Annotated in this window: 23 protein-coding genes, 1 pseudogene and 1 riboswitch; of the genes and pseudogenes, 14 read left to right on the top strand and 10 right to left on the bottom strand. The window is 62.4% G+C overall.

What is annotated here, in order from left to right; translation table 11 throughout:
* Nucleotides 1-82 precede the first annotated feature (82 nt).
* The 8 genes and pseudogenes from NKH57_RS15265 (at nt 83) to NKH57_RS15230 (ending at nt 6,865) form a co-directional block, all read left to right on the top strand.
* Nucleotides 83-850, top strand: a complete 768-nt coding sequence (locus tag NKH57_RS15265) for a L,D-transpeptidase (protein WP_352945167.1) — start codon at nt 83-85, stop codon at nt 848-850.
* Nucleotides 851-936: 86 nt separating this feature from the next.
* Entirely contained in the window at nt 937-2,103 is a 1,167-nt protein-coding gene (locus tag NKH57_RS15260; protein ID WP_352945165.1) for a diphosphate--fructose-6-phosphate 1-phosphotransferase, read from the top strand.
* A gap of 52 nt (nt 2,104-2,155) precedes the next feature.
* Complete coding sequence (locus NKH57_RS15255; protein ID WP_352945163.1) at nt 2,156-2,875, top strand: MBL fold metallo-hydrolase; 720 nt, start codon at nt 2,156-2,158, stop codon at nt 2,873-2,875.
* A gap of 258 nt (nt 2,876-3,133) precedes the next feature.
* Nucleotides 3,134-4,663 carry a DegQ family serine endoprotease gene (locus NKH57_RS15250; protein WP_352945161.1) on the top strand — a complete coding sequence of 510 codons (1,530 nt, stop codon included), beginning with the start codon at nt 3,134-3,136 and terminating at the stop codon, nt 4,661-4,663.
* A 142-nt stretch (nt 4,664-4,805) separates the two neighbouring features.
* Nucleotides 4,806-5,417 (top strand): molybdopterin-dependent oxidoreductase, encoded by a 612-nt coding sequence (locus NKH57_RS15245; RefSeq protein ID WP_023761186.1) that lies wholly within the window; start codon nt 4,806-4,808, stop codon nt 5,415-5,417.
* On the top strand, nt 5,414-6,160 hold the full coding sequence (locus NKH57_RS15240) for an FAD-binding oxidoreductase (protein ID WP_352945159.1): 747 nt from the start codon (nt 5,414-5,416) through the stop codon (nt 6,158-6,160). Before NKH57_RS15245 ends, NKH57_RS15240 begins: the two co-directional genes overlap by 4 nt.
* A gap of 71 nt (nt 6,161-6,231) precedes the next feature.
* On the top strand, nt 6,232-6,465 hold the full coding sequence (locus NKH57_RS15235; protein ID WP_352603216.1) for an AbrB/MazE/SpoVT family DNA-binding domain-containing protein: 234 nt from the start codon (nt 6,232-6,234) through the stop codon (nt 6,463-6,465).
* A pseudogene (locus tag NKH57_RS15230) lies at nt 6,462-6,865 on the top strand (type II toxin-antitoxin system VapC family toxin). The gene NKH57_RS15235 and the pseudogene NKH57_RS15230 overlap by 4 nt, the downstream one beginning before the upstream one ends.
* Before the next feature lie 18 nt (nt 6,866-6,883).
* Here the strand turns inward: NKH57_RS15230 and NKH57_RS15225 are convergent.
* Entirely contained in the window at nt 6,884-7,984 is a 1,101-nt protein-coding gene (locus NKH57_RS15225; protein ID WP_352945157.1) for an FAD-binding oxidoreductase, read from the bottom strand.
* Between the two features lie 46 nt (nt 7,985-8,030).
* Nucleotides 8,031-9,278, bottom strand: coding sequence for an aromatic ring-hydroxylating oxygenase subunit alpha (locus tag NKH57_RS15220; protein WP_352945155.1), 1,248 nt, complete (start codon nt 9,276-9,278; stop codon nt 8,031-8,033).
* Nucleotides 9,279-9,393: 115 nt separating this feature from the next.
* Nucleotides 9,394-9,595, bottom strand: a riboswitch (cobalamin riboswitch).
* 509 nt (nt 9,596-10,104) lie between these two features.
* On the opposite strand from NKH57_RS15220, the gene NKH57_RS15215 reads away from it, so the two are divergent.
* The 3 genes from NKH57_RS15215 to NKH57_RS15205 all read left to right on the top strand — a co-directional run bounded on the left by NKH57_RS15215 (nt 10,105) and on the right by NKH57_RS15205 (nt 10,899).
* Complete coding sequence (locus NKH57_RS15215) at nt 10,105-10,302, top strand: DUF680 domain-containing protein (protein ID WP_352945153.1); 198 nt, start codon at nt 10,105-10,107, stop codon at nt 10,300-10,302.
* A 70-nt stretch (nt 10,303-10,372) separates the two neighbouring features.
* Nucleotides 10,373-10,582: a DUF680 domain-containing protein gene (locus NKH57_RS15210; protein ID WP_352945151.1), complete on the top strand. Its 210-nt coding sequence runs from the start codon at nt 10,373-10,375 to the stop codon at nt 10,580-10,582.
* A gap of 80 nt (nt 10,583-10,662) precedes the next feature.
* Nucleotides 10,663-10,899 carry a DUF680 domain-containing protein gene (locus tag NKH57_RS15205; RefSeq protein WP_352945149.1) on the top strand — a complete coding sequence of 79 codons (237 nt, stop codon included), beginning with the start codon at nt 10,663-10,665 and terminating at the stop codon, nt 10,897-10,899.
* 83 nt (nt 10,900-10,982) lie between these two features.
* Here NKH57_RS15205 and NKH57_RS15200 read toward each other — a convergent pair whose 3' ends face one another.
* From NKH57_RS15200 to NKH57_RS15180, 5 genes are all read right to left on the bottom strand, one after another.
* Entirely contained in the window at nt 10,983-12,095 is a 1,113-nt protein-coding gene (locus NKH57_RS15200; RefSeq protein ID WP_352831401.1) for an ABC transporter ATP-binding protein, read from the bottom strand.
* A gap of 24 nt (nt 12,096-12,119) precedes the next feature.
* On the bottom strand, nt 12,120-13,784 hold the full coding sequence (bglA, locus tag NKH57_RS15195; protein WP_352945147.1) for a beta-galactosidase BglA: 1,665 nt from the start codon (nt 13,782-13,784) through the stop codon (nt 12,120-12,122).
* Between the two features lie 4 nt (nt 13,785-13,788).
* Entirely contained in the window at nt 13,789-14,943 is a 1,155-nt protein-coding gene (locus NKH57_RS15190) for a carbohydrate ABC transporter permease (protein ID WP_352603226.1), read from the bottom strand.
* Nucleotide 14,944: 1 nt separating this feature from the next.
* A complete protein-coding gene (locus tag NKH57_RS15185) occupies nt 14,945-15,958 on the bottom strand; it encodes a carbohydrate ABC transporter permease (protein WP_023761197.1) in 1,014 nt (337 codons plus the stop codon).
* A gap of 250 nt (nt 15,959-16,208) precedes the next feature.
* Entirely contained in the window at nt 16,209-17,564 is a 1,356-nt protein-coding gene (locus NKH57_RS15180; RefSeq protein WP_352485817.1) for an ABC transporter substrate-binding protein, read from the bottom strand.
* Between the two features lie 364 nt (nt 17,565-17,928).
* On the opposite strand from NKH57_RS15180, the gene NKH57_RS15175 reads away from it, so the two are divergent.
* The 3 genes from NKH57_RS15175 (at nt 17,929) to NKH57_RS15165 (ending at nt 20,785) form a co-directional block, all read left to right on the top strand.
* Nucleotides 17,929-18,951, top strand: coding sequence for a LacI family DNA-binding transcriptional regulator (locus NKH57_RS15175; protein WP_023761199.1), 1,023 nt, complete (start codon nt 17,929-17,931; stop codon nt 18,949-18,951).
* A gap of 297 nt (nt 18,952-19,248) precedes the next feature.
* Entirely contained in the window at nt 19,249-19,818 is a 570-nt protein-coding gene (locus tag NKH57_RS15170) for a TetR/AcrR family transcriptional regulator (RefSeq protein ID WP_352945144.1), read from the top strand.
* 49 nt (nt 19,819-19,867) lie between these two features.
* Nucleotides 19,868-20,785 (top strand): oxidoreductase, encoded by a 918-nt coding sequence (locus NKH57_RS15165; RefSeq protein WP_352945142.1) that lies wholly within the window; start codon nt 19,868-19,870, stop codon nt 20,783-20,785.
* 168 nt (nt 20,786-20,953) lie between these two features.
* Here NKH57_RS15165 and NKH57_RS15160 read toward each other — a convergent pair whose 3' ends face one another.
* The 3 genes from NKH57_RS15160 to NKH57_RS15150 are packed head-to-tail and all read right to left on the bottom strand — an operon-like array spanning nt 20,954 to nt 23,596.
* Entirely contained in the window at nt 20,954-22,375 is a 1,422-nt protein-coding gene (locus NKH57_RS15160) for a S8 family serine peptidase (RefSeq protein ID WP_352945140.1), read from the bottom strand.
* The gene (locus NKH57_RS15155; protein ID WP_352485814.1) at nt 22,365-23,033 is read right to left on the bottom strand and encodes an anti-sigma factor; all 669 of its coding nucleotides are present in this window, start codon (nt 23,031-23,033) and stop codon (nt 22,365-22,367) included. The genes NKH57_RS15160 and NKH57_RS15155 overlap by 11 nt, the downstream gene beginning before the upstream one ends.
* Nucleotides 23,030-23,596 carry a sigma-70 family RNA polymerase sigma factor gene (locus NKH57_RS15150; protein ID WP_023761412.1) on the bottom strand — a complete coding sequence of 189 codons (567 nt, stop codon included), beginning with the start codon at nt 23,594-23,596 and terminating at the stop codon, nt 23,030-23,032. Before NKH57_RS15150 ends, NKH57_RS15155 begins: the two co-directional genes overlap by 4 nt.
* Nucleotides 23,597-23,611 lie beyond the last annotated feature (15 nt).

The raw sequence follows: 23,611 nt of genomic DNA, 5'->3' as shown, positions 1-23,611 counted from the left end.
ACGCTTTATCAACCATGAATGATGAAAATGACTGCCATCCGGCCGGACCGTGCTTCCCGCCGACAGCGTGGGGTTTGGGTATATGCGCGAGTTGCCGCAAGGTCTGACGCCGCCGCAGAATGGCGACACAATCGAAGCCGATCATCGTCTTTCCCGCCGGGCTATCCTGTCCGGGGCAGGCGCGCTGGCGCTGCTTAGCGTCGCCGGCTGCTCGACCTCGGGCGGCAGCCTGCCGGCGCTGGAGCTCGACGACGTCTCCACCGGTTCGGTGCCGCCGATGCGGCCGGCGATCAGAGTCGACAAGAACGTCACCAGCCCCGGCGTGATGTATGCCGCACTGACGGATGGCGGCTTCAACGTCCCGCAAGTGCCGTATCTGAAGGTCAAGCCGGAATTCCGCCGCCAGATCGTCGTCGACACCACAGGCGAGGCGCCCGGGACCATCGTTGTCCATCTCAAGGAGCGCATGCTCTATCTCGTCCAGCCGGGTGGGGATGCCATCCGCTATGGCGTCGGCATCGGCAAGGACGGTTTCCGCTGGTCCGGCCGTGCCAACATCCAGTATGGCAGGGAATGGCCCACCTGGACGCCGCCGCCAGAGATGATCGCCCGCAAGCCCGAACTGGTGAAATGGCAGGCGGGCCAGCCCGGCGGCCTCACCAATCCGCTCGGCGCGCGCGCCCTCTACATCTATCAGAACGGCAAGGACACCGGCTATCGCATCCACGGTTCGCCCGAATGGTGGAGCATTGGCCAGGCGATGTCGTCGGGTTGCGTGCGTCTGATCAACCAGGACATCATCGACCTCTACAGCCGCGTCTCCAAGAAAAACCCGGTCGTCGTCGTCTGACACGCCGCCCGCCCCACTCTTCCGTTGCGCGATAGCGAAAGACAGGCGAATGTGCCTTCGAATTCATCGCTCGGGAGACGTCGGGAATGGCCGGAACTTTTGTCATCGCGCAGGGCGGCGGCCCAACCGCCGTCATCAACCAGACGGTGGTCGGGGCGACGCTGGAGATCCGCAAGCGGCATCCCGGTGCCAAGGTCCTCGGTTCCATCCACGGCGTGCGCGGCATCCGTGACGGCAACTATGTCGACCTTTCCGCGATTCCCGAGGACCGGCTGCGGCTGATCGCCGGCACGCCAAGTGCCGCCCTTGGCTCGACCCGCGACAAGCCGGATGCCGCCTATTGTGAGATCATCCTCAACGGATTGAAGAAGGCAGGCGCCGACGCCTTCATCTATATCGGCGGCAACGACACGTCGGGCACGCAGCAGATCCTGACCGATGCCGCAGGCGGCGAGATCGCCTTCGTCCATGCGCCAAAGACCATCGACAATGACCTCGAGGAAAACGATCACACGCCGGGCTTTATTTCGGCGGCCGAGTTCGTCGCTGGCGCCTTTCTGTCTGTCGACCTCGATTTTCGCGCCCTGCCCGGCATCTATGTCGGCATCGTCATGGGCCGGCATGCCGGCTTCCTGACCGCAGCCGCGGCAGCATGGCAGCTTGACCCCGACAGCGGCCCGCACCTGGTCTACGTGCCCGAACGCCCGTTCTCGGCCGCCGGCTTCATCGACGACGTCCGCGCCACGCTCGACCGCCACAAGCGCTGCATCGTCGCCGTTTCGGAAGGCGTCAGCACCGCCGACGGCAAGGCGCTGGTCGAGAGCCTGGTGCCGCCGGACAAGCTGGAGCGCGACGCGCATGGCAACGTCAAGCTGTCGGGCAGCGACCTGCCGGCCGCACTTGAGCGCGCGCTGGCCGAAGGCCTGCCCGGCAAGCGGGCCCGCGTCGACGCACTCGGCTACATGCCGCGCGGCTATGTCGGCGCCATCAGCGCGATCGACGCGCAGGAGGCTTTCGATGCCGGCGCTTTCGCCGTCACTGTCGCTGAACAGGGCGGCGGCTCGGTGGCGCTGCAATATGACGGCAGCAAAACGGTGCTGAAGAAGGTGCCGCTGAAGGACGTCGCCGGCAAGACCCGCCATATGCCGGACGATTTCATGAAGCCCGATGTCAATCAGCTGTCCGATGCCGGCATCGCTTATCTCAAGCGGCTGGTGCCGGAAAAATACAAGGTCGGGAAGCCGTTCGTCTGATGCCTGGCTCACACCTGATGCCTGGCTTTCACCTGATGCCGGGCCACAGCTGATGCCGGAGTGGTTCAGCAAAAGCATTGTCGACCACAAGACGACGATGCTGACCGAGCCGTTCGTGCATACCTATGTGCGTGCCAATATCTGGCATCTGCGCGGCCGAGATGCCGACCTTCTGGTCGACACCGGCATGGGTATCTGTCGGCTCGCGCCGGAGATCGACATGCCCGACGGCAAGCCGCTGCTGGTCGTCGCCACCCACATTCATCTCGACCATGTCGGCTCACTACACGAATTTCCGTGGCGAGCAGGGCCAAGGCACAGCGCGGAGCAGTTCGCGAGCATGGATGAGGCGGCGACCTACGCCTACATGTTCCACGATCTCGACGGCGCCGTCTCGAAGCTGCCTGCGCCGGGCTGGAAGGCGGCCGACTACAAGATCCCGCCCGCACCGCTGACGCGAACCCTGGACGAGGGCGACATCGTCGATCTCGGTGACCGGCAATTCCGTGTGCTGCATCTGCCCGGCCATTCGCCGGATTCGATCGCGCTGTTCGACGAGGCCGATGGCCTTTTCTTCAGCGGTGACGCCATCTACGACGACACGCTGATCGACGACCTGCCGGATTCGGATCGATCGGCCTACATCAGTACGATGCAGCGCCTGCTCGACCTGCCGATCCGCGTCGGCCATGGCGGCCACGGACCGAGCTTCGACAGCAAGCGCATGCACGACATTGCCACTGCCTATCTCGGACGAACCGGCGGGATCTGAGCCCCCGGCGGGCAGGGAAGACTGGCCCGTCGCCTGACGACATCGTGACCGCCGTCACTCCGGAAATTAAATCTTCGTAAGGTGGCCCGGAATCCCTAAATCGGGCCAAGCTGCGCCCTAGATTCAGAGCTGTCGATCCGGTCCGGCTGCCGTGCCAGGCGAGACAGGCAATCGCGACGTTCGACACGCCGAATGGCCGGTCTTCCGCACAAGGAGACCTCCACGGCGACCGATCAACTCTCGCCCGGACAAACGACCATGTCAGACATAATTCGCAGACATCGCGTCGCGGCCTTGCTGGGCGCTGCGCTGATCGTATCCCCCTTCGTCATGTCTTTCGCCCAAAGCGAGGGCAACACCGTTCCGACGACCCAGACACCGGTCGCCGGCCTCACCGCTCCCAACGGCTCGTTCGCTCCCATCGTGGCGGCCGACAAGCCGGCGGTGGTAACGATCACCACTGTCACGAAGGCAGAGCCTGGAACGACGAGCGATGCCTCTCCGTTCGACGGCGGCTCGCCTTTCGACGACTATTTTCGTCAGTTCTTCGGTGACCAGGGCATGCCGATGCCCAAGACACCGCCACAACAGCAACCGCAGCGTGCCGAAGCACTGGGTTCCGGCTTCCTCGTGGGCGCGGATGGTATCATCGTCACCAACAATCACGTGATCGATGGTGCCACCTCGATCAAGGTTGCGCTCGACGACGGCACCGAACTCCCCGCCAAGCTGGTCGGCCGCGATGCCAAGAACGATCTCGCCGTCCTCAAGGTCAAGGCGGACAATCCCCTGCCAACCGTCAAATGGGGTGATTCCGACAAGCTCATGCCAGGCGACCAGGTATTGGCCTTCGGCAACCCGTTCGGCATCGGCACCACTGTCACCGCAGGCATCGTTTCGGCGCGCGGCCGCGATCTGCACAGCGGCCCGTTCGACGACTTCATCCAGATCGACGCCCCGATCAACCACGGCAATTCCGGCGGCCCGCTGATAGATGTCGCCGGCAATGTCGTCGGTATCAACGCGGCGATCTATTCGCCCAATGGCGGTAGCGTCGGCGTTGGCTTCGCCATCCCGTCCGACCAGGCCCAGAAGGTGGTCGCCAAGCTGATGAAGGACGGCTCGATCCAGTATGGCTATCTCGGCGTCGAGATCCAGCCGGTGACGGCGGATGTGGCGAGCGCAATTGGCCTCGATCATGCCGCCGGCGCGCTGGTTTCGCGGGTCAATGACGGTTCGCCCGCCGCCAGGGCCGGAGTCGAGGCCGGCGACGTCATCACCAGCTTTGCCGGACAGGATGTGAAGGATCCCAAGGACCTGTCGCGGGCGGTCGCCGATGTCGCGCCCGGCGCCAGAGAAACACTGAACATCTGGCGCAAGGGCAAGGCCGTGGATATTTCCGTCGATGTCGGGCGCAACACCGACGACGTGAAGACCGCGTCATTGGAAGACGGGTCCGGCGCGCCTGGCGTCGGGCAAGGCTCACGCGTCGCGGCGATCGGGCTTGGCCTGATGGACATCACCCCTGACATTCGCGAGCAGATGAATCTCGCCCACAATCAGCGCGGTGCGATCGTTGCCAGCGTCAATCCCGACAAGGCTGCCGCGGCTTCCGGAATCCAGGCAGGTGACATCATCGTCGCCGTCAATCAGGTGCCGGTGAAGAGCGCCAGGCAGGTCACCCAGGCGATTGCCCAGGCTGGCAAGTCCGGCAAGAAGTCGGTGCTGTTGCTGGTCGAGCGGGACGGAGGCCAGATCTATGTCGCGGTGCCGTTCGCCAATGGCTGACGCGAGGCGCTGAACTGAATGCAAAGCCGGCAGGCTCGCCGGGCCTGCCGGCTTTGTGCGCCAAGATTTCAGTTGCCCGCAGCGGCATCATCGAGAAAACTGCGACAGGTTGATGGATGCCTGCCGCAGAGGAATTACCGCGATGGTCACCCGAGGTTTCTCTTCAGGACGGCGCCCGCCAACCGATGACGATGCGCGCATACCGCCCGGCCAATATCTCGAACAGGGTTTTCCGGTACTGTCGGCCGGTCCGACGCCGCGCGTGCGCACGGAGGATTGGTCGTTCACGTTGAAGCATGGGCCACGGCCGATCAAGAAGTGGAACTGGGCTGAATTCAACGCGCTGCCGTTGACCAAGATGACACGCGACATCCATTGCGTGACCGCGTGGACCAAGTTCGACACGCCGTGGCAGGGCGTGCTGGTCGACGATATCCTTGCCGACGCAGGTTTGGAGCCGCCGACCGGCTTCACGCTGGCGCACGCGTTCGACGGGTACACCACCAATGTGCCGGTAAAGGATCTTACCGGCGGCAAGGCCATGGTGGCGCTGCTCTACGAAGGCGAGCCGATTGCGCCGGACCATGGCGGCCCGGCAAGGCTGCTGGTGCCGCACCTCTATTTCTGGAAGTCTGCCAAATGGCTGAACGGCCTGCAATTCACGACGCGCGACGAACCCGGTTTCTGGGAATTGCGCGGCTATCACATCTATGGTGATCCATGGCGCGAACAGCGCTATACGGGCGATCCATGAGCGCTGTGGCAGCAGTGCAATCGCCCTGGCAGACGGCCGGGATCGTCCGCATCGAAAAACGCACGCCGCGTGTTACCAGCTTCTTTTTCCGGCCATCGCGGCCGTTTGCCTACCGCGCCGGGCAGCATGTCGATGTCAGGCTGACGGCACCGGATGGTTACCAGGCGCGCCGCTCCTACTCCATTGCCTCCGCGCCCGAGACGGATGGCGCGATCGAACTGGCGATCGAGAAGCTCGACGATGGCGAGGTTTCCCCCTTCTTCCACGAGGTCGCGGCGATTGGTGACGAAATCGAACTTCGTGGACCGCTCGGCGGGCATTTCGTCTGGCCAGAAGATGAGAGCGGGCCGCTTGTGCTTGTCGGCGGCGGTTCCGGCGTCGTGCCCTTGATGTCGATGGCTCGCCATCGCGCCGCGCGCAATTCGACAGTGCCCGTAGTTCTGGTCTTTTCAGCCCGGATCTGGGACGAAGTGATCTTTCGCGACGAACTGATCGGCCTTGACGACCGCAGGGACGGGTTCGACCTAGTGCTGACACTGACACGCGAAGCCGCCCGGCGCCCGGCCGATTATGCGCGGCGGGTGGACGTCGCGATGATGGCGCAAGCAATGGCGCGGCTGCCCGAGCCGCCTGGTCTCGCCTTTGTCTGCGGCTCCAACGCGTTTGTATCAGTCGCCGCCCAGGCGCTGATTGATGCCGGCGTTGCAGCGGGAAACATTCGCACCGAGCGCTACGGAGTTTGAATGGACGTTGTTAACGCATGTGGTCTTGGCGCTGACAGTTCGTGAAAGATGGTATTGCCACGAGGATGAAGATGGCCACTCCTGTTACGGCAAAGGGACAAGTGACCATTCCCAAACCGGTCCGCGATCTCCTTGGAATCGTCCCGGGCAGCAGAGTGGATTTCCGACGCGCTGCCGATGGCAGCGTGGTGCTGCCTCGCGTTGACAAAGAGCCGCCTGCGAGCCGCTTCGCCAAGTTGTGCGGCCATGCCGGCGAGGAGCTCACGACCGACGCGATCATGGCACTGACGCGTGGCGAAGCGTGACGCTGGTCGACACCATGTTCTGCTCGACCTCGTTACGGACGATCCGACCTGGGCGGACTGGTCGGTTGCACAGCTCGAGGCAGCGAGCCTCGATGGACCATTGTTGATCAATGATGCGGTCTATGCCGAGCTTGCTGTTCGCTACATCAGCGTCGAGGATCTCGACGCATTTCTGGATGCGGCCGGCCTCGAAATGGCTCCGATGCCAAGAGCAGCTCATTTCCTGGCCGGGAAGGTATTTACACAGTACCGCCGATCAGGAGGATCCAGGATTGGCGTGTTGCCCGACTACTTCATTGGCGCCCATGCCGCGGTCGCTCAGCTTCCGCTTCTGACCCGCGATGTCGGTCGATACCGGACCTATTTCCCGTCTTTGAGACTGATCACTCCGGACTCCTGAAATGGCACCAACCGCCGGTCACGCCTCGATTTCGAGCGCCGAAAGCGGTTTTGAGCAACAGGCAAGGATAAAACCGTCGTCGATTTCATGATCGAGGATGCCGCCATTGTGGCTCATCTCGACGTCGCCCGCGACCTTTTTCACCTTGCAGGTGCCGCACAGGCCGAACTCGCATGCAGCGGGAATCCGCACGCCTGAGGCCCGCGCGGTCTGCAGGACGGTTTGGCCGGCGACGCAGTCGGCATCGACATCCGAAAGCGAGAATCGGATCGGTGTCACGGCTTCGATCGGGGCGACGGCGTCGTCTCCCGCCGGCAAAGCGAACGGCGCCGGGATCTCCTCCACGGCCGGCGCCGCAAAGCTCTCCTGATGGTATTTCGTCATGTCGAAGCCGGTGGCCTCCAGCATGCCGCGCACGGCGCGCATGAAAGGATCGGGGCCGCAGCAGAAGATTTCGCGCTCGCGGAAATCGGGCGCCAGCAGCGGCAGCCTGATGGCGTCGATGCGGCCCATATGGCCGAACCAGCCCTCTCGGCTCGAACGCTCCTCGATCATGAAACCGAGCGACAAGCCCGGCATACGGCTGCCGAGCAGTTCGAGCTCCTTGCGGAAAATGATCTCTTCCGGGCGGCGCGCGCAATTGACGAAGCCGACATCGGTCCATGGCGCACAGTCGTTCAGCCAGCGCAGCATCGACATCATCGGCGTCACGCCCGAACCGGCCGAAATGAACAGATATTTAGCCGCCGGGTGACTGTGCAGCGAAAAATCGCCGGTCGGCCCATAGGCCTTGACGTGCGAGCCGGGCGTCAGATGGTCAAACATCCATCGCGTGCCGGTGCTGCCGGCTTGCGCCTTCACCGTCACTGCGATCGAGAACGGCCGCGATGGCGAGGACGACAGCGTATAGGTGCGCATCAGCGGCCCGTCCGCGGTCGGCAGTTCCAACGTCACGAACTGGCCCGGCTTGTAGCGGAACCAGGTCTGGTTGTCGGAGCGGAAGGTGAAGGTCTTGACGTCAGGCGCTTCGTCGCTGACGCCGATCACCTCCAGCACCTGCAGCCTGTCGTTCCAGGGCGTCATCTGGTCGAGATGGCGATAGAGGCCAAGATCCGTCATCGCATTCATCCTCTCTTGTCCCTCATGTCTTGTGCATGTGATGCAACTAGGCGACGCTGCGCAGCGCCGGCCTTCCGCCTTCGGCGAGGCGCGGGCCGATGAACGACGCGTACCATTCGACGAACTGGATCACGCCGCCCTCATGCAGCTCCGAATAGGGGCCCGGTTCATAGGCGGGCGACAGGATGCCGAGGGCGTTTTCCTCAACGATGCGGCGGTCCTGGTCGTTGGTTTCGGTCCACACATGGGTAAGGTCTTCGATGGTGTAGTCGACGCCCTCGACCGCGTCCTTGTGCACCAGCCATTTCGTCGTCACCGCCGTTTCCGTGGCGCTGATCGGCACCACCCGGAACGTCACCGCGTGATCGATGAGGATATGGTTCCATGTCGTCGGATAGTGATAGTGCATCAAGGTGCCGATGCGGTCGGCGGAGACAGCGTCGGAGAGGTTCTTCTTCACCGCCAGTTTGCCGCTCATGGTGTAGCTGACGGCATCGCGCAGCAGCGGCGCGCGGGTGGCGCGATACTGCCCGGCCGGATCGATGCGGAACTTGCTCGGCAGGCCTGATGCCTCGCATTTGGCCCAATGCGCGACCATTTCGGGGTCGCTGTCGGCGCCGTTGACGCCGGTCACGGTCGGAGCCTCGGGGAAGGTCTTGCACAACTCGGGATGATTGGCGACGCAGTGATAGCACTCGCGGTTGTTTTCCCAGACCAACTTCCAGTTGCCCTTCTCGATGATCGTGCTCTCGAAGGCGACCTTTGCTTCCCGCAACCGGTGCGGCAGCAGATAAGGTTCGATCATCGCCCGCATCGGCGCGAAATCCGCTGGCTCCTTGGCCAGGCAGATGAAGATATAGCCGCCGACGCTCTCGCAGGCGACCGGCTTCAGACCGAACTCACTCTTGTCGAAACCGTCGGCCATCTGACGGGCGAACAGCAGCCGGCCGTCGAGCTCATAGGTCCACTGGTGATAGGGGCAGACGAGCTTTGCCGCAGTACCCTTGTCGGTGTTGCAGACGCGACTGCCGCGATGGCGGCAGGAATTGTGGAAGGCGTTGATCTTGCCTTGCTGGTCACGGACAAGAACAACCGGATAGTCGCCGATCTGCACAGTAATGTAGCTGCCCGGCTTCGGCAGCTCGCAATCATGGCCGATGAACAGCCAATCGCGATACAAGATCAGCTCCATGTCCAGCTTGAAGTAGTCTGGATCGGTGTAGAAGGGCTGCTCTAGCGAAAAGCCTTGCCGACGGCTGTTCAAGCGCCTCAGCATGTCGTTGCGAATATCCATGTCCTGTCCTCGTTATCTAAGGACTGAACTGGTGGTGACGGAGGAAGGATTGGACGCAGGCCGGCGAGGCGCCGGGCATGCACTATCCACCTCTTGATCGCCCACCGCGATCAGTCGAGTCTAGAAATCTCGGGCTGGTTTCCGGGCTCTGGAGTTGTCCTTGCGGACGATCGCGACACCTTCCCAGGCAGTTGCCCAGTGGTCTCCCGTTGCGACTTGAACTCCACCACCGTTGCGGGGGCAGCGCCGGATTTTGACCGGCTTCCCAATTCTCCGCCCCGTCGTCACGAAGCGGCACCTGAGATGGCATGATCTAACCACGATCGCTGGCGCGTCATCGGCATGAAAACGACATCGTATCCATGCCGCGCGACACGCGTGCGAAACGTTCGGGTTGGCGATTGCCGGGCTGAAATCCTATCTCTTCGGCAGCCATCGCCACTTGCAATCTCCTCGAAAGCCGACCCCTTGCCGGCGGCCAAAAAGGCTAACGGTTTCGAAAAGTGACTATTAGCTGATTCTAAAATCGAACCGAACGGTTCGTTTCTGTTGACGGTGCGTGCAGGACATTGTGAACGCCGGGCCTTGGCAACAGTTGGTGATCCAGCGGACGGTTTTGCTTAAACCATTGAAAAAGATAAATAATAAGTAGCGTGTAGAAGCCCTTGGCACAATTTCAAGTAGCGGAATCATGGTCCACACGAAACAACTTCGTGATTGGAAAAGGCGAGGATGCCCTCCCACATCGGGGCTGTCCGAACGACGCGATTTCATTTCCAAGACACGCCGCTAGACGGACGAAAAAGAAGATACTGGAGTACAAAAAATGAAAAAGATCATTCTCACTGCCGCCGCCGTTCTGGCCATTTCCGGCAGCGCCTTCGCTAATGGCAGCGACCACTATGGTTCGAACGCCCCGACAGCCACTGCCGTCGACAGCTCGTACACCGCTTCGGTCAAGAAGTCCGAACCGGCTGCTCAGACACCTGCCCAGGGCAGCGACCGTAACCTCTTCGGCCACTAACAACCAATTCCCAGTTGACGGCGGGTTCGCCCGCCATCCTGGCGAAATCCAGAAATTCAGGAGAGTTGAGATGAAGAAGATCATTCTTGCTACCGCCGCCGTTCTGGCCGTCACTGGCAGTGTCTTCGCCGGCAGCGACAACTTTGGCTCCAACGGCGCCAACCAGCCTGCCACCACCGCCGTCGACAGCTCGTACACGGCTTCCGTCAAGAAGTCGGAGCCGGCCACGCAGGCGCCTGTCAACCATGGCAGCGACCGCAACCTGTTCGGCAACAACTAACATCCGATCAAAACCAACATCCGACAGCGATGCTGCGGGTTAATCGGCAGCATCGAATTCGAGAATACGGAGTGTCAAAAATGAAAAAGATTGTTCTTACTGCCGCCGCTCTTCTGATTGCCGCCGGCAGCGCCTATGCCCGCAACGACAACGTTGGTGGCACCGATATCAACAAGCTGGCGACCTCCAAGGTCGACACCACGCCGACGTCTTCGGTGCGCGACACCGGTTCGCCGGTCTACAAGCTGCTCAATTCGTCGGGCGACGTACCGAAGTCCGCCCCTCAGGGCAGCGACCGGAATCTCTTCGGCCGCTAACAGCCGAAGCTGATCTCCAAACAAGAGCGGCGGGCTGGGCCCGCCGCTCTTGTTTTTGCAACGTGCAGTCTCATCATGGAACCTCAGGCCGCCTTAGCCTCTGCTTCGTGAAGCGCGAAGGACCGCCCATCCGTGTCGAAGATATGCAGGTCTTCGCCATTGGCGCTCAGCCGCAATGTCGAGCCGCGCTTGACCTCGACATTGCCGGGCAGCTTGGTCACCAGCGGCAGATCGGCGCGGCCGATGTCGACATAGACAAGCTGGACCTCGCCGAGCTGCTCGACATAGTCGACCGTCCCTTCGAACAGATAGTCCGCACCGCTGGCAATGATCAGGTCCTCCGGCCGCACGCCAAAGCTCACCGCGGCGCCCTTTGCCGAAGCAGGGGTCGTGATCGGCACGGTTGCCTTGCGCCCGCCGACATGGCTGACGACAGTCGGGTTTCCGGTCCTTTCGATGGTCGCCGGCAGGATGTTCATGGCCGGCGAGCCGATGAACTGGGCAACGAACAGATTGCCGGGCTTCTTGTAGAGATCCATAGGCGTGCCGACCTGTTCGATATGGCCTTCCTTGAGCACAACGATGCGGTCGGCCAGCGTCATCGCCTCGACCTGGTCATGGGTGACGTAGATCATGGTCGTGGCGGGCATCGATTCCTTGAGCTTGGCGATTTCGATGCGGGTGGCGACGCGAAGTGCGGCGTCAAGGTTCGACAGCGGCTCGTCGAACAGGAACACCTTCGGATTGCGCACGATGGCGCGGCCGATGGCGACGCGCTGGCGTTGTCCGCCCGACATCGCCTTGGGCAAGCGGTCGAGATATTTCGTCAACTGCAGGATTTCCGCCGCCTGGCGTACGCGCCGGTCGATCTCGGCCTTGTTCTCCTTCCCGATCTTCATCGAGAACGCCATGTTGTCGTAAACGGTCATGTGCGGGTACAGCGCGTAGGACTGGAACACCATGGCGATGCCCCGCTTCGACGGCGGCACGTCGTTCACGACCTCGCCGGCTATTCTGAGCTCGCCAGAGGTGATTTCCTCGAGCCCGGCGATCGACCTCAGCAATGTCGACTTGCCGCAGCCCGACGGACCGACGAAGACGATGAATTCGCCCGACTTGATATCGAGGTCGATGCCGTGGAGAATGTTCAGATTGCCGTAGGACTTCTTCACTTGTCTTAGCGTGACATCGGCCATTGGGTTCCTCCAGTGATTTGAAATTCAGTCGACGCGCCCGAACCAGGCGCCGTAGCCGCCAAGCTCGATGGAACCGCTGCTTACCTGCCCCGAAAATCCGTGCCCGGGCAAAGGTTGCAGCGATCGGCTGCCAAGGTCAACGTTGGTTGGCCCGGCTCCCAGATTGAAGACGCAGACGATCTGCTCGTTGCCTGCGCGGCGGGTGAAGGCGACGGTGTCGCCCTCGCTTTCGATGAAGGTGATGTCACCCTTGACAAGCGCCGGATGGGCACGCCGGAACGTGAGAAAGCGACGATAGTGCTCAAGCAGCGAATTCTCGTCGCCCTGCTGGACATTGACCGCTTGCGACAGATGCTTGGTCGGCACCGGCAGCCAGGGCTTTGCCGGGGAGAATCCGCCATTCTTGGCGCTGCCGTCCCACACCATCGGCGTGCGGCAGCCATCGCGGCCTTTGAATTCCGGCCAGAAGCGGATGCCGTAGGGGTCCTGCAAGTCCTCGAAGCGCAGTTCCGCTTCGGCGAGCCCAAGCTCTTCGCCCTGGTAGATGCAGACCGAACCGCGCAATGACATCAAGAGCGCCGAGATGACCTTGAGGTAGGCGGTCGGATCGGCTTCGCCAGCCGCCCAGCGCGAGGCCGGGCGCATCACGTCGTGGTTGGAGAAGGCCCAGCACGACCAGCCGTCGCTGGCGACCTTGCCGAAGGATTCCAGCACCGAGCGGACCTTGGCCGCACTGATCTTTTCCGGCGCCAGGAAGTCGAACGAGTAGCACATGTGCACGCGCTTGCCGCCGGCCGTGTAGGCAGCCACAACGTCCAGTCCCCGCTGCGAATCGCCGACCTCGCCGACCGCGGCGGTTGCCGGGTATTCGTCGAGCAGCGCGCGGAAGCGCTCGAGGAAGCCGAGGTTCTCAGGGCGGCTCTTGTCGTAGAGATGGTCCTGATAATTGTAGGGGTTGACCGCGGGTGCGGTCTGGTCGTTGCGCTCTTCCGGCGGCAGCGGCGGATTGTTTTCCAGGCCCTGGCTGTGGAAATAGAAATTGATGGTGTCGAGCCGAAAACCGTCGACGCCACGCTCCAGCCAGAAGCGGGTGACGTCCAGCAACGCATCCTGGACCTGGTGGTTGTGGAAGTTGAGGTCGGGCTGCTCGGCCAGGAAATTATGCAGGTAATATTGCTGGCGGCTGGTGTCCCATTGCCAGGCCGAGCCGCCGAAGATCGATAGCCAGTTGTTGGGTGGCGTGCCGTCCGGGCTGGCGTCCGCCCAGACGTACCAGTCGGCCTTCGGGTTGGTGCGGTTCGACCGGCTTTCCTTGAACCATGGGTGGTTGTCGGCGGTGTGCGACAGCACCTCGTCGATCATCACCTTCAAGCCTAGCCTGTGTGCCTCGGCGGTCAGCGCGTCGAAGTCGGCCAGCGTACCGAACATCGGATCGACGTCGCAATAATCGGTGACATCGTAGCCGAAATCCTTCATCGGCGATTTGAAGAACGGCGAAATCCAGATGGCGTCCGCACCGAGTGCCGCAATGTAGGGGAGGCGGCCGATGATCCCCTTGAGGTCGCCGATACCGTCGCCGTTCGAGTCCTGATAGCTGCGCGGGTAGATCTGGTAGATCACAGCACCCCGCCACCAGTCGCGATCGATGGCGAGGTCAGGTTTCGAGCTGGCCTTCAAAGCGGATCGCATCGTTTCAGCCTCCTTTCACCGAGCCGGCAAGCAGCCCGCGGACAAAATAGCGCTGCAGCGAGAAGAAGACGATCAGCGGCACGATTATGGTCACGAAAGCCGATGTCGTCAGAATCTCCCAGTCGCCACCGCGTGAGCCCAACAACGCATTGAGCTTGGCGGTCAGCACGATCTGGTCTGCCTCTGTACCCAGGAAAACCATCGCCACCAGCAGATCGTTCCATACCCATAGGAACTGGAAGATGGCAAACGAAGCCAGCACTGGGAAGGACAGCGGCAAGACGATCTTGACGAAGATCTCGAAATCGCTGGCGCCATCGATACGCGCCGATTCCATGATTTCGCGCGGCAGGCCGGCAATGTAGCTGCGCAGCAGGTAGATGGCGAAGGGCAAGCCGAAGCCGGTATGCGCCAGCCAGATACCGAGATAGGTTTTCGACGGCATGCCGAAGAAAGCGCCGACGCCGTTGTAGAGTTTCAGGAGCGGGATCAGCGACATCTGCAGCGGCACCACCAGCAGGCCGATGATGACGGCGATCAGCAGCGCCCGGCCGGGAAACCGCATCCAGGCCAGAGCGTAGGCGGCAAAGGCAGCGATCAGGATCGGGATGACGGTCGCCGGGATGGTGACGGTCAGCGAATTCATGAACGACCGTCCGATGCCCTCGGAAAACAAGACTGTCTTGTAGTTCTCGGTGGTGAATTTCGGCGGCGCCGACGAGGCATAGTAGACGCGCTGGCCGCGATCGCCTTCGAATGCCTTGGGCGACTGCATGACGAAGCTGCCGTCTTCATTCAGCTGCAAGATTTCGCCATCGCCGAGATCGGCCGAAGTGCCAGCGGGATATTGCGTTGGCGCCGCCGATTTAACACCGAAGGCGCTGATGTTGCGCTTGGCACCGTCGCCGAAGATGTTGCCCTCGAGAACGAACTTGCCGTCCTTTTCGACTTGCGTCGAGGCGGCCGGCAGTCGGCCGGCTTCGGTCTGAGTGGAACTGGCGAACGAATTCCACCAGCCAGAGGCGATGATCTGGTTCTTGTCGCGCAGCGACGAGACCAGGATGCCGAGCGTCGGTATGGTCCAGATCGCGACGAAGACAAGCACGGCGATATGGACGCCGAAGCGGCTGGCGAAGGAATTTCCGGTCGCAACGGCCATCTCAATGTCCTCCCGTCTCTTTGTTCGCCTGGCGGATGTTCCAGACCATGATCGGAATGACCGCGATCATGATGATGATGGCGATGGTGGCGCCGCGGCCGAAATCGCCGCCGCCACGGAACATCCAGTCGAACATCAAATTGGCCAGGACCTGGCTGTTCCACTGGCCGTTGGTCATGGTCAGCACGATGTCGAACACTTTGAGCACCAGGATGGTGATGGTGGTCCAGACGACGGCGATGGTGCCCCATATCTGCGGCACCATGATCTTCCAGAAGATCTGGAATGGATTGGCGCCGTCGATGACGGCGGCTTCCAGTGTTTCTTCGGGAATGCCGCGCAGGGCGGAAGACAGGATCACCATGGCAAAGCCGGTCTGGATCCAGATCAGGATCACCATCAGGAAGAAATTGTTCCAGAACGGCAGTGATATCCAGACCTGCGGCTGACCGCCGAAATGCTGGATGACGGCGTTGAGGATGCCGATCTGGGTCTGACCCTCGCCGCGATACTCGTAGATGAATTTCCAGATCACGCTGGCGCCGACGAAGGAGATCGCCAGCGGCAGGAAGATCAGGCTCTTGGCGATCGTGCCCCACCAGATCTTGTCGGTGAGCACGGCGATGATCAGCCCGAGGAAGGTGCAGGCGGCCGGTACCACCGCCAGCCAGACGATGTTGTTGAGGATCGAGTTGCGGAACTCGCGATCTCCGAAGGCCCATTCATAATTGGCCAGGCCGACGAAATTGACGCCGCCGCGATCGAGGAACGACAGCCGCAGCGTCTCGACTACCGGATAGATCAGATAGATGGTCAAGATGATCATCGCCGGACCGACGAACAGCCACGGCCGGACCAGCCCTTGCCGGCGCAGATTGTCGATAGCCGCGGCGCCAGCGACGCCACGCGATGGAAATATCAGGTCGACCAGTTTGTTGGCGCCCCAGAAATAGGCGACGCAACCGCCGACCCCGACGATGATGACGAATATGGCCGAGAAAATCTGAGCCGCCATGGGTCCCTCCCCCTGCGCATCACTAGCCAAGGCCGAACGGTCAGGGCGATGAGATGCGCCGATTCAGTTGTTCAGAGCGCTATCGCCAGGCAGACAGGTCTTCCTCTTTGCCGGTCGCGCTTCATGCCGGATGTCCGTGTGCTCATGATAGTCGCCGCGGCACGGGCCGCCGGTTGGATTCGGGCCTCCAGGGCCCGGATCCAGTCAGGATCGATAGGTCAAACGTCCAGCCGAACAATCGGCGCCTTGCCTACTTTATGGCGTCCCAGCTTTTCTGAATGTCGGTGGCGACATCCTGAGCGGACTTGCCGCCGACCAGGTCGATCATGCCGGTCCAGAAGGCGCCGGCGCCGATCTTGCCGGGCATCAGGTCGGAACCGTCGAAGCGGAAGGTCGAGGCGTTGGCGAGGATGTCGCCCTGCTTCCTCAGCGCGTCGCTGGCATAGGCCTCCTTGTTGACCGACTTGAGCGGCGTCACGAAACCGCCTTCGGCCATCCAGATCTCATGGGCGAGTGGCATCTTCAGGAATTCGATGAAAGCGCGGGCGCTCTTGCTGTCTTTCGTGATCATCGCCAGCGTACCGGCACCGAGCACGGGCGTGCCCAGCTCAGGCTTGGAGGCATAGGGCGGGAAGTAGAAGAAGTCCGCGTCCTGGCCAATCTTGGTGCCTTCCGGGAAGAAGGTCGGGATGAACGACGCCTGGTGGTGCAGGTAGCATTTCGGCGGCACTGAGAAGAGGCCCTTCGGGCTGTCGCGGAAATCGGTCGCCGCAACTGCCTTGGCACCGCCATCGACCATCTTGTCGTCGGTCGCGATCTTGCCGAAGATGTCGATGGCGCTGACCACTGCCGGGTCGTTGAACGGGATCTCGTTCTTCACCCATTTGTCGTAGACTTCCGGAGGCTGGGTGCGCAGCATCAGGTCTTCGACCCAGTCGGTCGCCGGCCAGCCGGTGGCGCCGCCGGAGCCGAGGCCGATGCACCACGGCTTGCCGCCGTCGGCGATGATCTTCTTTTCGAGATCGGCGAGCTCTTCCTGCGTCTTCGGCACCTTGTAGCCGGCTTCCTCGAAATTGTCCGGCGAGTACCAGACCAGCGATTTCACGTCGGCCTTGTAGGGGAAGGCGAAGAAGCCCGGCTTGCCGTCCTTGTCCTTGAACGTGCCGAGATCGACCCATGACTGGCCGGCGCCGTAATTGTCCTTGACCCATTTGGCGGTGTCGTCGCCGAGCGGCGTCAACAGGCCCTTCGATGCGAGATCCTGGATCAGGCCCGGCTGCGGCAGCACGGCGATGTTCGGCGGGCTGCCGGCCTGCGTATCGATGACGATTTGCTGTTCGTAATTCTCCGAGGAGGAGTATTTGATCTCGACGCCGGTGGCTTCCGAGAAATAATCGAGAACGCCGCGCACCAGGCCTTCGTCCTCACCGCGCCACGGTCCGAAGATCGACAGCGTCTCACCCTTGAGGTCGACTTTCTTGAGCTCTTCGTAGTTCGCCCAGTTGAAGCGCTTGTCCTCACCCGGCTTGAATTTCAGTTCGGCATGCGCGGGCGCGTTCAGGGCGAGCGTGGCAAACGCGGCACCCAGCAAAAGCATTTTCTTCATCGGTATTCCTCCCAGTGGATCATACACACCGGACGGAACCTCCATTCCGCCCGCCGACGCCGCAGGACTGTGACTCAGTCAGAAAGGAACCGCAACCTTTCGAAGAGTCTTCCAAAGCGCTTTGGCCTTTTTGATCTCGCCATTGAATCGGCCGGAAGTCAAGAGGCAGCTGGGCTAATCGATTTAATCTGACGCGTTTGCGGCCTGAAAAGTGCGCTGCAACATGCTTTTATGGCAGTGCAGCAGCAATTTTTGTTTCAAACACCTCTGAACCACGCTTATGGTCCGTTGTTGAACGGCCCAACCCCGGCGGCACTTGGGTCGATTCAATTTAAAAGCGCTTTGAGGGAGATGGAGAGTTTTCGTGAACCTCAAGCAGCTTGCCCATATGCTGGCATTGTCGCAGACTACGGTAAGCCGCGCGCTGAATGGCTATCCTGAGGTCAACGAGGAAACGCGAAGGCGTGTCATGGACGCCGCCAAGCGCCACGGCTACCGCCCCAATCCCAGCGCGCGCCGGCTGGCGACCGGCAAGACCGGGATGATCGGCTATGTCCTGCCGACCGGTGCATCCGTCGACATCGATCCGCATTTCGTCGAGTTCCTGTCCGGCCTTGGCGATTATGCCCGTTCGCACGAGCTCGATCTGGTGCTGTCGCCGGCCGACGCCGACGATCAGGAGACGACCTACCGGCGCATCGTCGCCAACCGCCAGGTCGACGCTGTCTACATCTCCTCGCCGAGGCCCGCCGACCGGCGCGTGGCGCTGGTCAACACGCTCGGCATACCCTTCATCGTCCATGGCCGCAGTGAAGGCTTCGATTTCGACTATGCCTTTACCGACATCGACAACGAGGGCGCCTTCCGCGAGGCGGCGAGGCTGCTGATCCAGCTCGGCCACCGGCGGTTGGCGCTGATCAATGGCGACAACCGCGAGACCTTTGCCATCCATCGCGAACGCGGCGTGCGCCGGGCGCTGGCCGCGAGCGGACTGGAACTGGACGAACGCCATGTCTGCTCGGTGGTCATGACCGAAGAGAACGGCTATCGCGCCACCAGGCGTTTGCTGGAAGAGGGCGATGCGCCGACGGCGATCGCCTGCTCCAGCCTGATCATGGCGCTGGGCGTCGTGCGTGCGGTGCGCGACCTCGGCTTGAGCATTCCGGGCGACGTGTCACTGATCGCCCATGACGACGTCTTCCCCTGGCTGCGGCCGGAGAATTTTTCGGTGCCGCTGTCGACGACGCGTTCATCCATTCGTCTCGCTGGCGCCCGCGTCGCCGAGCGGCTGGCAGCCCGGATTTCGGGGCTGGAAGAGGGCGCCCGCGGCGAAGTCTGGCCCGTCGACCTGGTGGTCAGGGGATCGGTCGCCGGCGCGCCTGGCTAGAGGTCGAAACGCACACTCCGCGCGACCGAGTTCGCCCCACTCCGGTCGTTCGGTCGAATTTGATGCTTTCGCAAAAGCTGCCGATGAGCTCTGACCGCTCGAGGAAGGCAAGCCATTGCCTGCGACCTTCGCGAAGTACCAAAGCTACCTAATTGATCATCCGCCGTTTCAATATTTCTAGTCTGGCATCGGTACTTCGAAATTTTCAGATGGCTTTAAGATTGCATCCCTTGACCAATCTCACGTCATCCCCTATATAATTGAGTATCCACTTACTCAATATCGTTGGACAGAAATATGGCGCGTCCCCTCAGTGAAGAAAAGCGACAGGCGCTGCTGGATGCAGCGGCCGAGTTCGTCGCGCACCTTGGCACGGGCGCGTCCACGGCCAAGATCGCAAAGGCTGCTGGCGTTTCCGAGGGGACGCTGTTCACCTACTTTCCAACCAAGGACGATCTGCTCAACCAGCTCTTTCTCGAGATCGAGGCCGACCTCACAGAGACGATGCTGGCGCCATATCCGGCGGACGCCTCCGCTAAAGACCTGCTATTCGCGGTTTGGAACTGTCTGATTGACTGGGGGCTGGCTCACGCCACAGCGCGCAAGGCCCTTCGCCAGTTGAAGGTGTCGGATCGCGTCACAGCGGAAAGCCGGAACCGGTGCCACGCCATGCAGCGGGATGCGCGGACGATGGTGGAGGAGTGTCTCGCCGGCCATGCGGCGCCTGACAGGATCGCCTTCTACATCGATACCATTCTTTTCGATCTGGCAGACATCAGCATCAACGCGGTCACGGCCAAACCTTGGGAAAGTGACGCCATCCGGCAGGCCGGGTTCGACCTGTTCTGGAAGGGGTCTGCCGCCTGAATTTTAACCCATAAATGAGTATGTAATTACTCACCTATAAGGAACGAAAATGTCTAATAGCAAGGGTTTCACCGAAGCCGACGTCCCCAAGCAGACGGGAAAGAGCTTCATCGTTACAGGCGCCAACGCGGGCGTCGGGTTCGAAATCGTGCGGGTGCTTGCCGCCAGGGGCGCGCGCGTCCTGCTTGGCTGCCGCGAGCAGACCCGGGCGCAGGATGCCATCGCACGGATCAAGCGGATCACGCCCAACGCCGATCTCGTCTGGTTGCCGCTCGACCTCGGTGACCTGGACAGCGTTCGCACCGCAGCCGAGATCGCCGCGAAGGAGCCACGGATCGATGCGCTCATCAACAATGCCGGGATCATGAACCCGCCGCTGACGCGCACGAAGCAGGGGTTCGAATCGCAGTTCGGCGTCAATCATCTCGGCGTGTTCGCGCTCACCTCGCTGCTCCTGCCTAAGCTGGCGGAGACGCCGGGAGCGCGGGTGGTCGTAACCTCGAGCGTCGCGCATCTGAAGGCCAAGATCGACTGGGACGACCTCAATGCCGACAAGAGCTACATCAAGAACGAACGCTACGGCGCCAGCAAACTGGCGAACGCGCTGTTCTTCTTCGAACTGGATCGTCGCCTGCGCGCCGCGAAGTCGCCCGTCACGGCAATCGGCGTTCACCCTGGCATCGCCGCAACGAGCCTTGGTCGTCACATGGGACTTGCCCAGATCGCAAGCCCGATCGTCGGCCTGCTGCTCAACAGCGCCGACAAGGGCGCCTGGCCGGCGCTTCTGGCCGCGACCGGCAAGGTGAAGCCGGGAGGCTATTACGGTCCCACCGGCTTTGGCGGAACCCGCGGTGCAGCCGGCGAAGCAAAGCGCGCGCCCCATGCCGAAGATCCCGCGCTCGGGAGGCGACTCTGGGACGTCTCGATCGCCATGACCGGCATCGACCCAGGCTTGCCGGCCGCCTGATCTCATCACGACGTGGCAAGAGCGGTTTATCGACCCACGCTGGCGCCCGAGACTGCTTGTGGAAACGCCGAAAAGCAGACCTTCGGCTTTCCACCCATCTCAGCCATTGGGGCAACCATCTGATTGAGTTTCGACATGCATAAAAGCAGAAGCTTTTAAGCGTTAGACCTATTCCTTTGCCGCCGCCGCCTTGATGTCCAGCAGCCCGTAGCCGAAATCATTGTCGCGCCCCTTGGGGCCGAGATCTCTTGCCGTAGCCCCGAGCGCCTTTTCGATGTCGTCGGCCGAGCGATCGGGTGCGGCGTGGATGAGATTGGCGATGGCGCCGCTGACGATCGCCGCCGCGAACGAGGTGCCGGTGACCACATCCGAGCCGGCGCCGCTCGGCGCCACCATCTCGACGCCGGGCGCCGAGATGAAGACGTACGCGCCGCGATTGGCCTGCGGCATCAGCCCGTCCTTGGCGTCGGTGGCGGTCACGGCGATGACGCCGTCGAAAGCGGCCGGATAGCCATAGGGCGCCTTCGGCCCGTTATTGCCGGCGGCGGCGACCAGCACCATGCCGAGCGCGCGGGCATTGCGGCAGGCAACGCCGAGCAGATCGTTCTTCGGCCCGACGAAGCTCATGTTGATGATACGCACGTCCTGGTCCGCCGCCCAGTCGAGCGCCGCCAGGATGACGTCCATGGTCGACTTGCCGCCCTCGAAGGCACGGGCGTGGTAGATCCTGGCGCCAGGCGCCATGCCCTCCAGCGCGCCGACGCCAGCGATCAGGCCATCGATCGACGTGCCGTGATCGCGCTTTTCGATCGGCACGCCCGGCATGGCGTCGAACTGTTCGGCAATGACGCCAGCCAGCGCCGGATTGGTGTCGTCGATGCCGGTGTCGATCACCGCGATGCGGACGTTTTCGCCGCTGGCCTGCTTGGAATCGAGCGCTATGTGCTCGAAGGCATAGTTGACGATGCTGGCGGCCTGCTGCAGCGAATAAACATGGTTAGGCTCGCGCCGCTGGGTGCGGCCGTCGGCGGCCAGTTGCGCCAGCACGACGCCGACGGGCCGTCCGTCGGGAATCCCAAAACGCACCAGCGTGGTGCCAAGCAGCCGCGACTGGCGCTGCGAGCGCACCTGGAGGCCGAAGGAAGCGGCGATCTGCTGCACGGCCCCGGCATCGCCGTCGACCGTCACCAGCACCTCGTCCGGCACGAAATCGCCGACCACCGCGCGCGGCGGCTGAACGGCGACGAGATCGGTCGGAGAGACGATAGGGCCGCCAGGCGGAGGGTCGGCCTGATTACCGGCGGGAGGTGTCGCCGAAGCCGGCCGCGGCATCGGTGCCGGGGGCACCACCGGGTTGGGGAACAGGTCGACGATCAGGGCCGGCAAGAACACCGCGCCGGCCTGCGCTGTATCCGTCCCGCCCTTCGCGTCACCCTTGGCGCAGTCGGCTCCTGCCGCATTGGCCCCGTCGCGGCAGTCGATTTTCGTCCGGTCGGGCTTCGCGCTGGTCTGCGCCGACGCAGGCACGGCGGCGATTGTCATCGCCGCCGCAAGCATGGCCGCAAATCGAATGACCGCCTCAGCCGCCATCAACCGGCTTCCTTCCCTCGATCAAAGTCTCCGTGAAAGGCTGAGCGACAATAAGGCCGATTTGCCTTGTGTAATCGGCAGCGGTCGTCGCGGGAATGCCAAGCCGGAAGACGCCGTCGGCGGTCGGTCCGCCGATGATCTTCAGCCCGTTGCCGCCGAGAAAGCCGGAAATATCCGACATCTTCGCATCCGGCTTGAACTTGACCAGGGCGAACGGCATTTTCGCCAGATCGTCTTGCGCGCCGGCTATCTCGAAATCACTGCCCTTGCCGCCGGGCTCGACAAACGACTGCACCATGACCAGGGCCAGCAGAACCGCGGCCGCGGCCCAGGCGACGCCGACCGGCACCGCCATGAAGCGGCCCCAGGCCTGCGCCAGCCAGGACGATCCTGCGGGCGCTCGCGCCGGTCCGGCCTCGGCATCGAGCGCCCTGGCGAAGCGGCTTAGCGCATCGGCCGGCGGACGGATCGCTTCATTGGCAGCCGCAGTGCCGGAGAATTCGGCTTCCGCCTCGCCAAGGGCGGCAAGTGCCGCCGGGTCGCTGGCCAGCCATTCCTCGACGGCTTCCAGGTCCGAGCCCTCCAGCGAGCCGTTCAGGTAGAACGGCAGCAGCATTTCCATTTCGTCGCGGCGCGACATTTTTTCAGCGGCGCTCATGGCCACCCCCTGTCGTAACCGGCGGCCTTGAGGGCCTCACCGAGTTTCTTGCGGGCGTAAAACATGCGGGTCTTGACGGTCGCGACTGGAATGTCGAGCACCTCGCCGATCTCGCTCACCGACTGTCCGTGATAATAGGCAAGATCGATCACAACGCGATGCTCTTCCGGCAAGGCGTCGACGAAGCGCCGCAAGGCGGCAGCCTTGTCTTCCTTCATGGTGACGACTTCCGGCGTGTCGGCACTGTCGGGCACCGCGGCGGCGGCCTCGTCGTCGATCCAGGCTTCCTTCTTCTTGCGCAGCAAGGACAGCGCCTTGAAACGGGCTATGCCGAGCAGCCATGTCGAGACTTCGGAGCGTCCCTCGAAACCTGGCGCTTGGCGCCATAGCTCGAGGAACACTTCATTGGCGATATCGTCGGCCATCATTTCCGATCCCGTCTGGCGCGCCACGAAGCGGTACACCCGCGCGTGGTGACGCATGAACAGGAGCCGCACGGCGGCACGGTCGCCCTTCGCGACCCGGTCGACAAGCGCGCGATCGGTCTCCGTCGATGCCGTCATGGCCGGTCGAGCCGC

Origin of the sequence: Mesorhizobium sp. M1050 (assembly GCF_040318715.1) — a bacterium.
Taxonomy (GTDB): Bacteria; Pseudomonadota; Alphaproteobacteria; order Rhizobiales; family Rhizobiaceae; genus Mesorhizobium.
The sequence above is the reverse complement of the archived record's forward strand: the minus strand, read 5'-3'. Positions and strand labels throughout refer to the sequence as shown.

What these genes read in the sequence shown, in the direction of transcription:
- NKH57_RS15265 (WP_352945167.1), top strand. Translation starts at nt 83, where the DNA reads ATGCGCGAGTTGCCGCAAGGTCTGACGCCGCCGCAGAATGGCGACACA.
- NKH57_RS15260 (WP_352945165.1), top strand. Translation starts at nt 937, where the DNA reads ATGGCCGGAACTTTTGTCATCGCGCAGGGCGGCGGCCCAACCGCCGTC.
- NKH57_RS15255 (WP_352945163.1), top strand. Translation starts at nt 2,156, where the DNA reads ATGCCGGAGTGGTTCAGCAAAAGCATTGTCGACCACAAGACGACGATG.
- NKH57_RS15250 (WP_352945161.1), top strand. Translation starts at nt 3,134, where the DNA reads ATGTCAGACATAATTCGCAGACATCGCGTCGCGGCCTTGCTGGGCGCT.
- NKH57_RS15245 (WP_023761186.1), top strand. Translation starts at nt 4,806, where the DNA reads ATGGTCACCCGAGGTTTCTCTTCAGGACGGCGCCCGCCAACCGATGAC.
- NKH57_RS15240 (WP_352945159.1), top strand. Translation starts at nt 5,414, where the DNA reads ATGAGCGCTGTGGCAGCAGTGCAATCGCCCTGGCAGACGGCCGGGATC.
- NKH57_RS15235 (WP_352603216.1), top strand. Translation starts at nt 6,232, where the DNA reads ATGGCCACTCCTGTTACGGCAAAGGGACAAGTGACCATTCCCAAACCG.
- NKH57_RS15225 (WP_352945157.1), bottom strand. Translation starts at nt 7,984, where the DNA reads ATGACGGATCTTGGCCTCTATCGCCATCTCGACCAGATGACGCCCTGG.
- NKH57_RS15220 (WP_352945155.1), bottom strand. Translation starts at nt 9,278, where the DNA reads ATGGATATTCGCAACGACATGCTGAGGCGCTTGAACAGCCGTCGGCAA.
- NKH57_RS15215 (WP_352945153.1), top strand. Translation starts at nt 10,105, where the DNA reads ATGAAAAAGATCATTCTCACTGCCGCCGCCGTTCTGGCCATTTCCGGC.
- NKH57_RS15210 (WP_352945151.1), top strand. Translation starts at nt 10,373, where the DNA reads ATGAAGAAGATCATTCTTGCTACCGCCGCCGTTCTGGCCGTCACTGGC.
- NKH57_RS15205 (WP_352945149.1), top strand. Translation starts at nt 10,663, where the DNA reads ATGAAAAAGATTGTTCTTACTGCCGCCGCTCTTCTGATTGCCGCCGGC.
- NKH57_RS15200 (WP_352831401.1), bottom strand. Translation starts at nt 12,095, where the DNA reads ATGGCCGATGTCACGCTAAGACAAGTGAAGAAGTCCTACGGCAATCTG.
- bglA (WP_352945147.1), bottom strand. Translation starts at nt 13,784, where the DNA reads ATGCGATCCGCTTTGAAGGCCAGCTCGAAACCTGACCTCGCCATCGAT.
- NKH57_RS15190 (WP_352603226.1), bottom strand. Translation starts at nt 14,943, where the DNA reads ATGGCCGTTGCGACCGGAAATTCCTTCGCCAGCCGCTTCGGCGTCCAT.
- NKH57_RS15185 (WP_023761197.1), bottom strand. Translation starts at nt 15,958, where the DNA reads ATGGCGGCTCAGATTTTCTCGGCCATATTCGTCATCATCGTCGGGGTC.
- NKH57_RS15180 (WP_352485817.1), bottom strand. Translation starts at nt 17,564, where the DNA reads ATGAAGAAAATGCTTTTGCTGGGTGCCGCGTTTGCCACGCTCGCCCTG.
- NKH57_RS15170 (WP_352945144.1), top strand. Translation starts at nt 19,249, where the DNA reads ATGGCGCGTCCCCTCAGTGAAGAAAAGCGACAGGCGCTGCTGGATGCA.
- NKH57_RS15165 (WP_352945142.1), top strand. Translation starts at nt 19,868, where the DNA reads ATGTCTAATAGCAAGGGTTTCACCGAAGCCGACGTCCCCAAGCAGACG.
- NKH57_RS15160 (WP_352945140.1), bottom strand. Translation starts at nt 22,375, where the DNA reads ATGGCGGCTGAGGCGGTCATTCGATTTGCGGCCATGCTTGCGGCGGCG.
- NKH57_RS15155 (WP_352485814.1), bottom strand. Translation starts at nt 23,033, where the DNA reads ATGAGCGCCGCTGAAAAAATGTCGCGCCGCGACGAAATGGAAATGCTG.
- NKH57_RS15150 (WP_023761412.1), bottom strand. Translation starts at nt 23,596, where the DNA reads ATGACGGCATCGACGGAGACCGATCGCGCGCTTGTCGACCGGGTCGCG.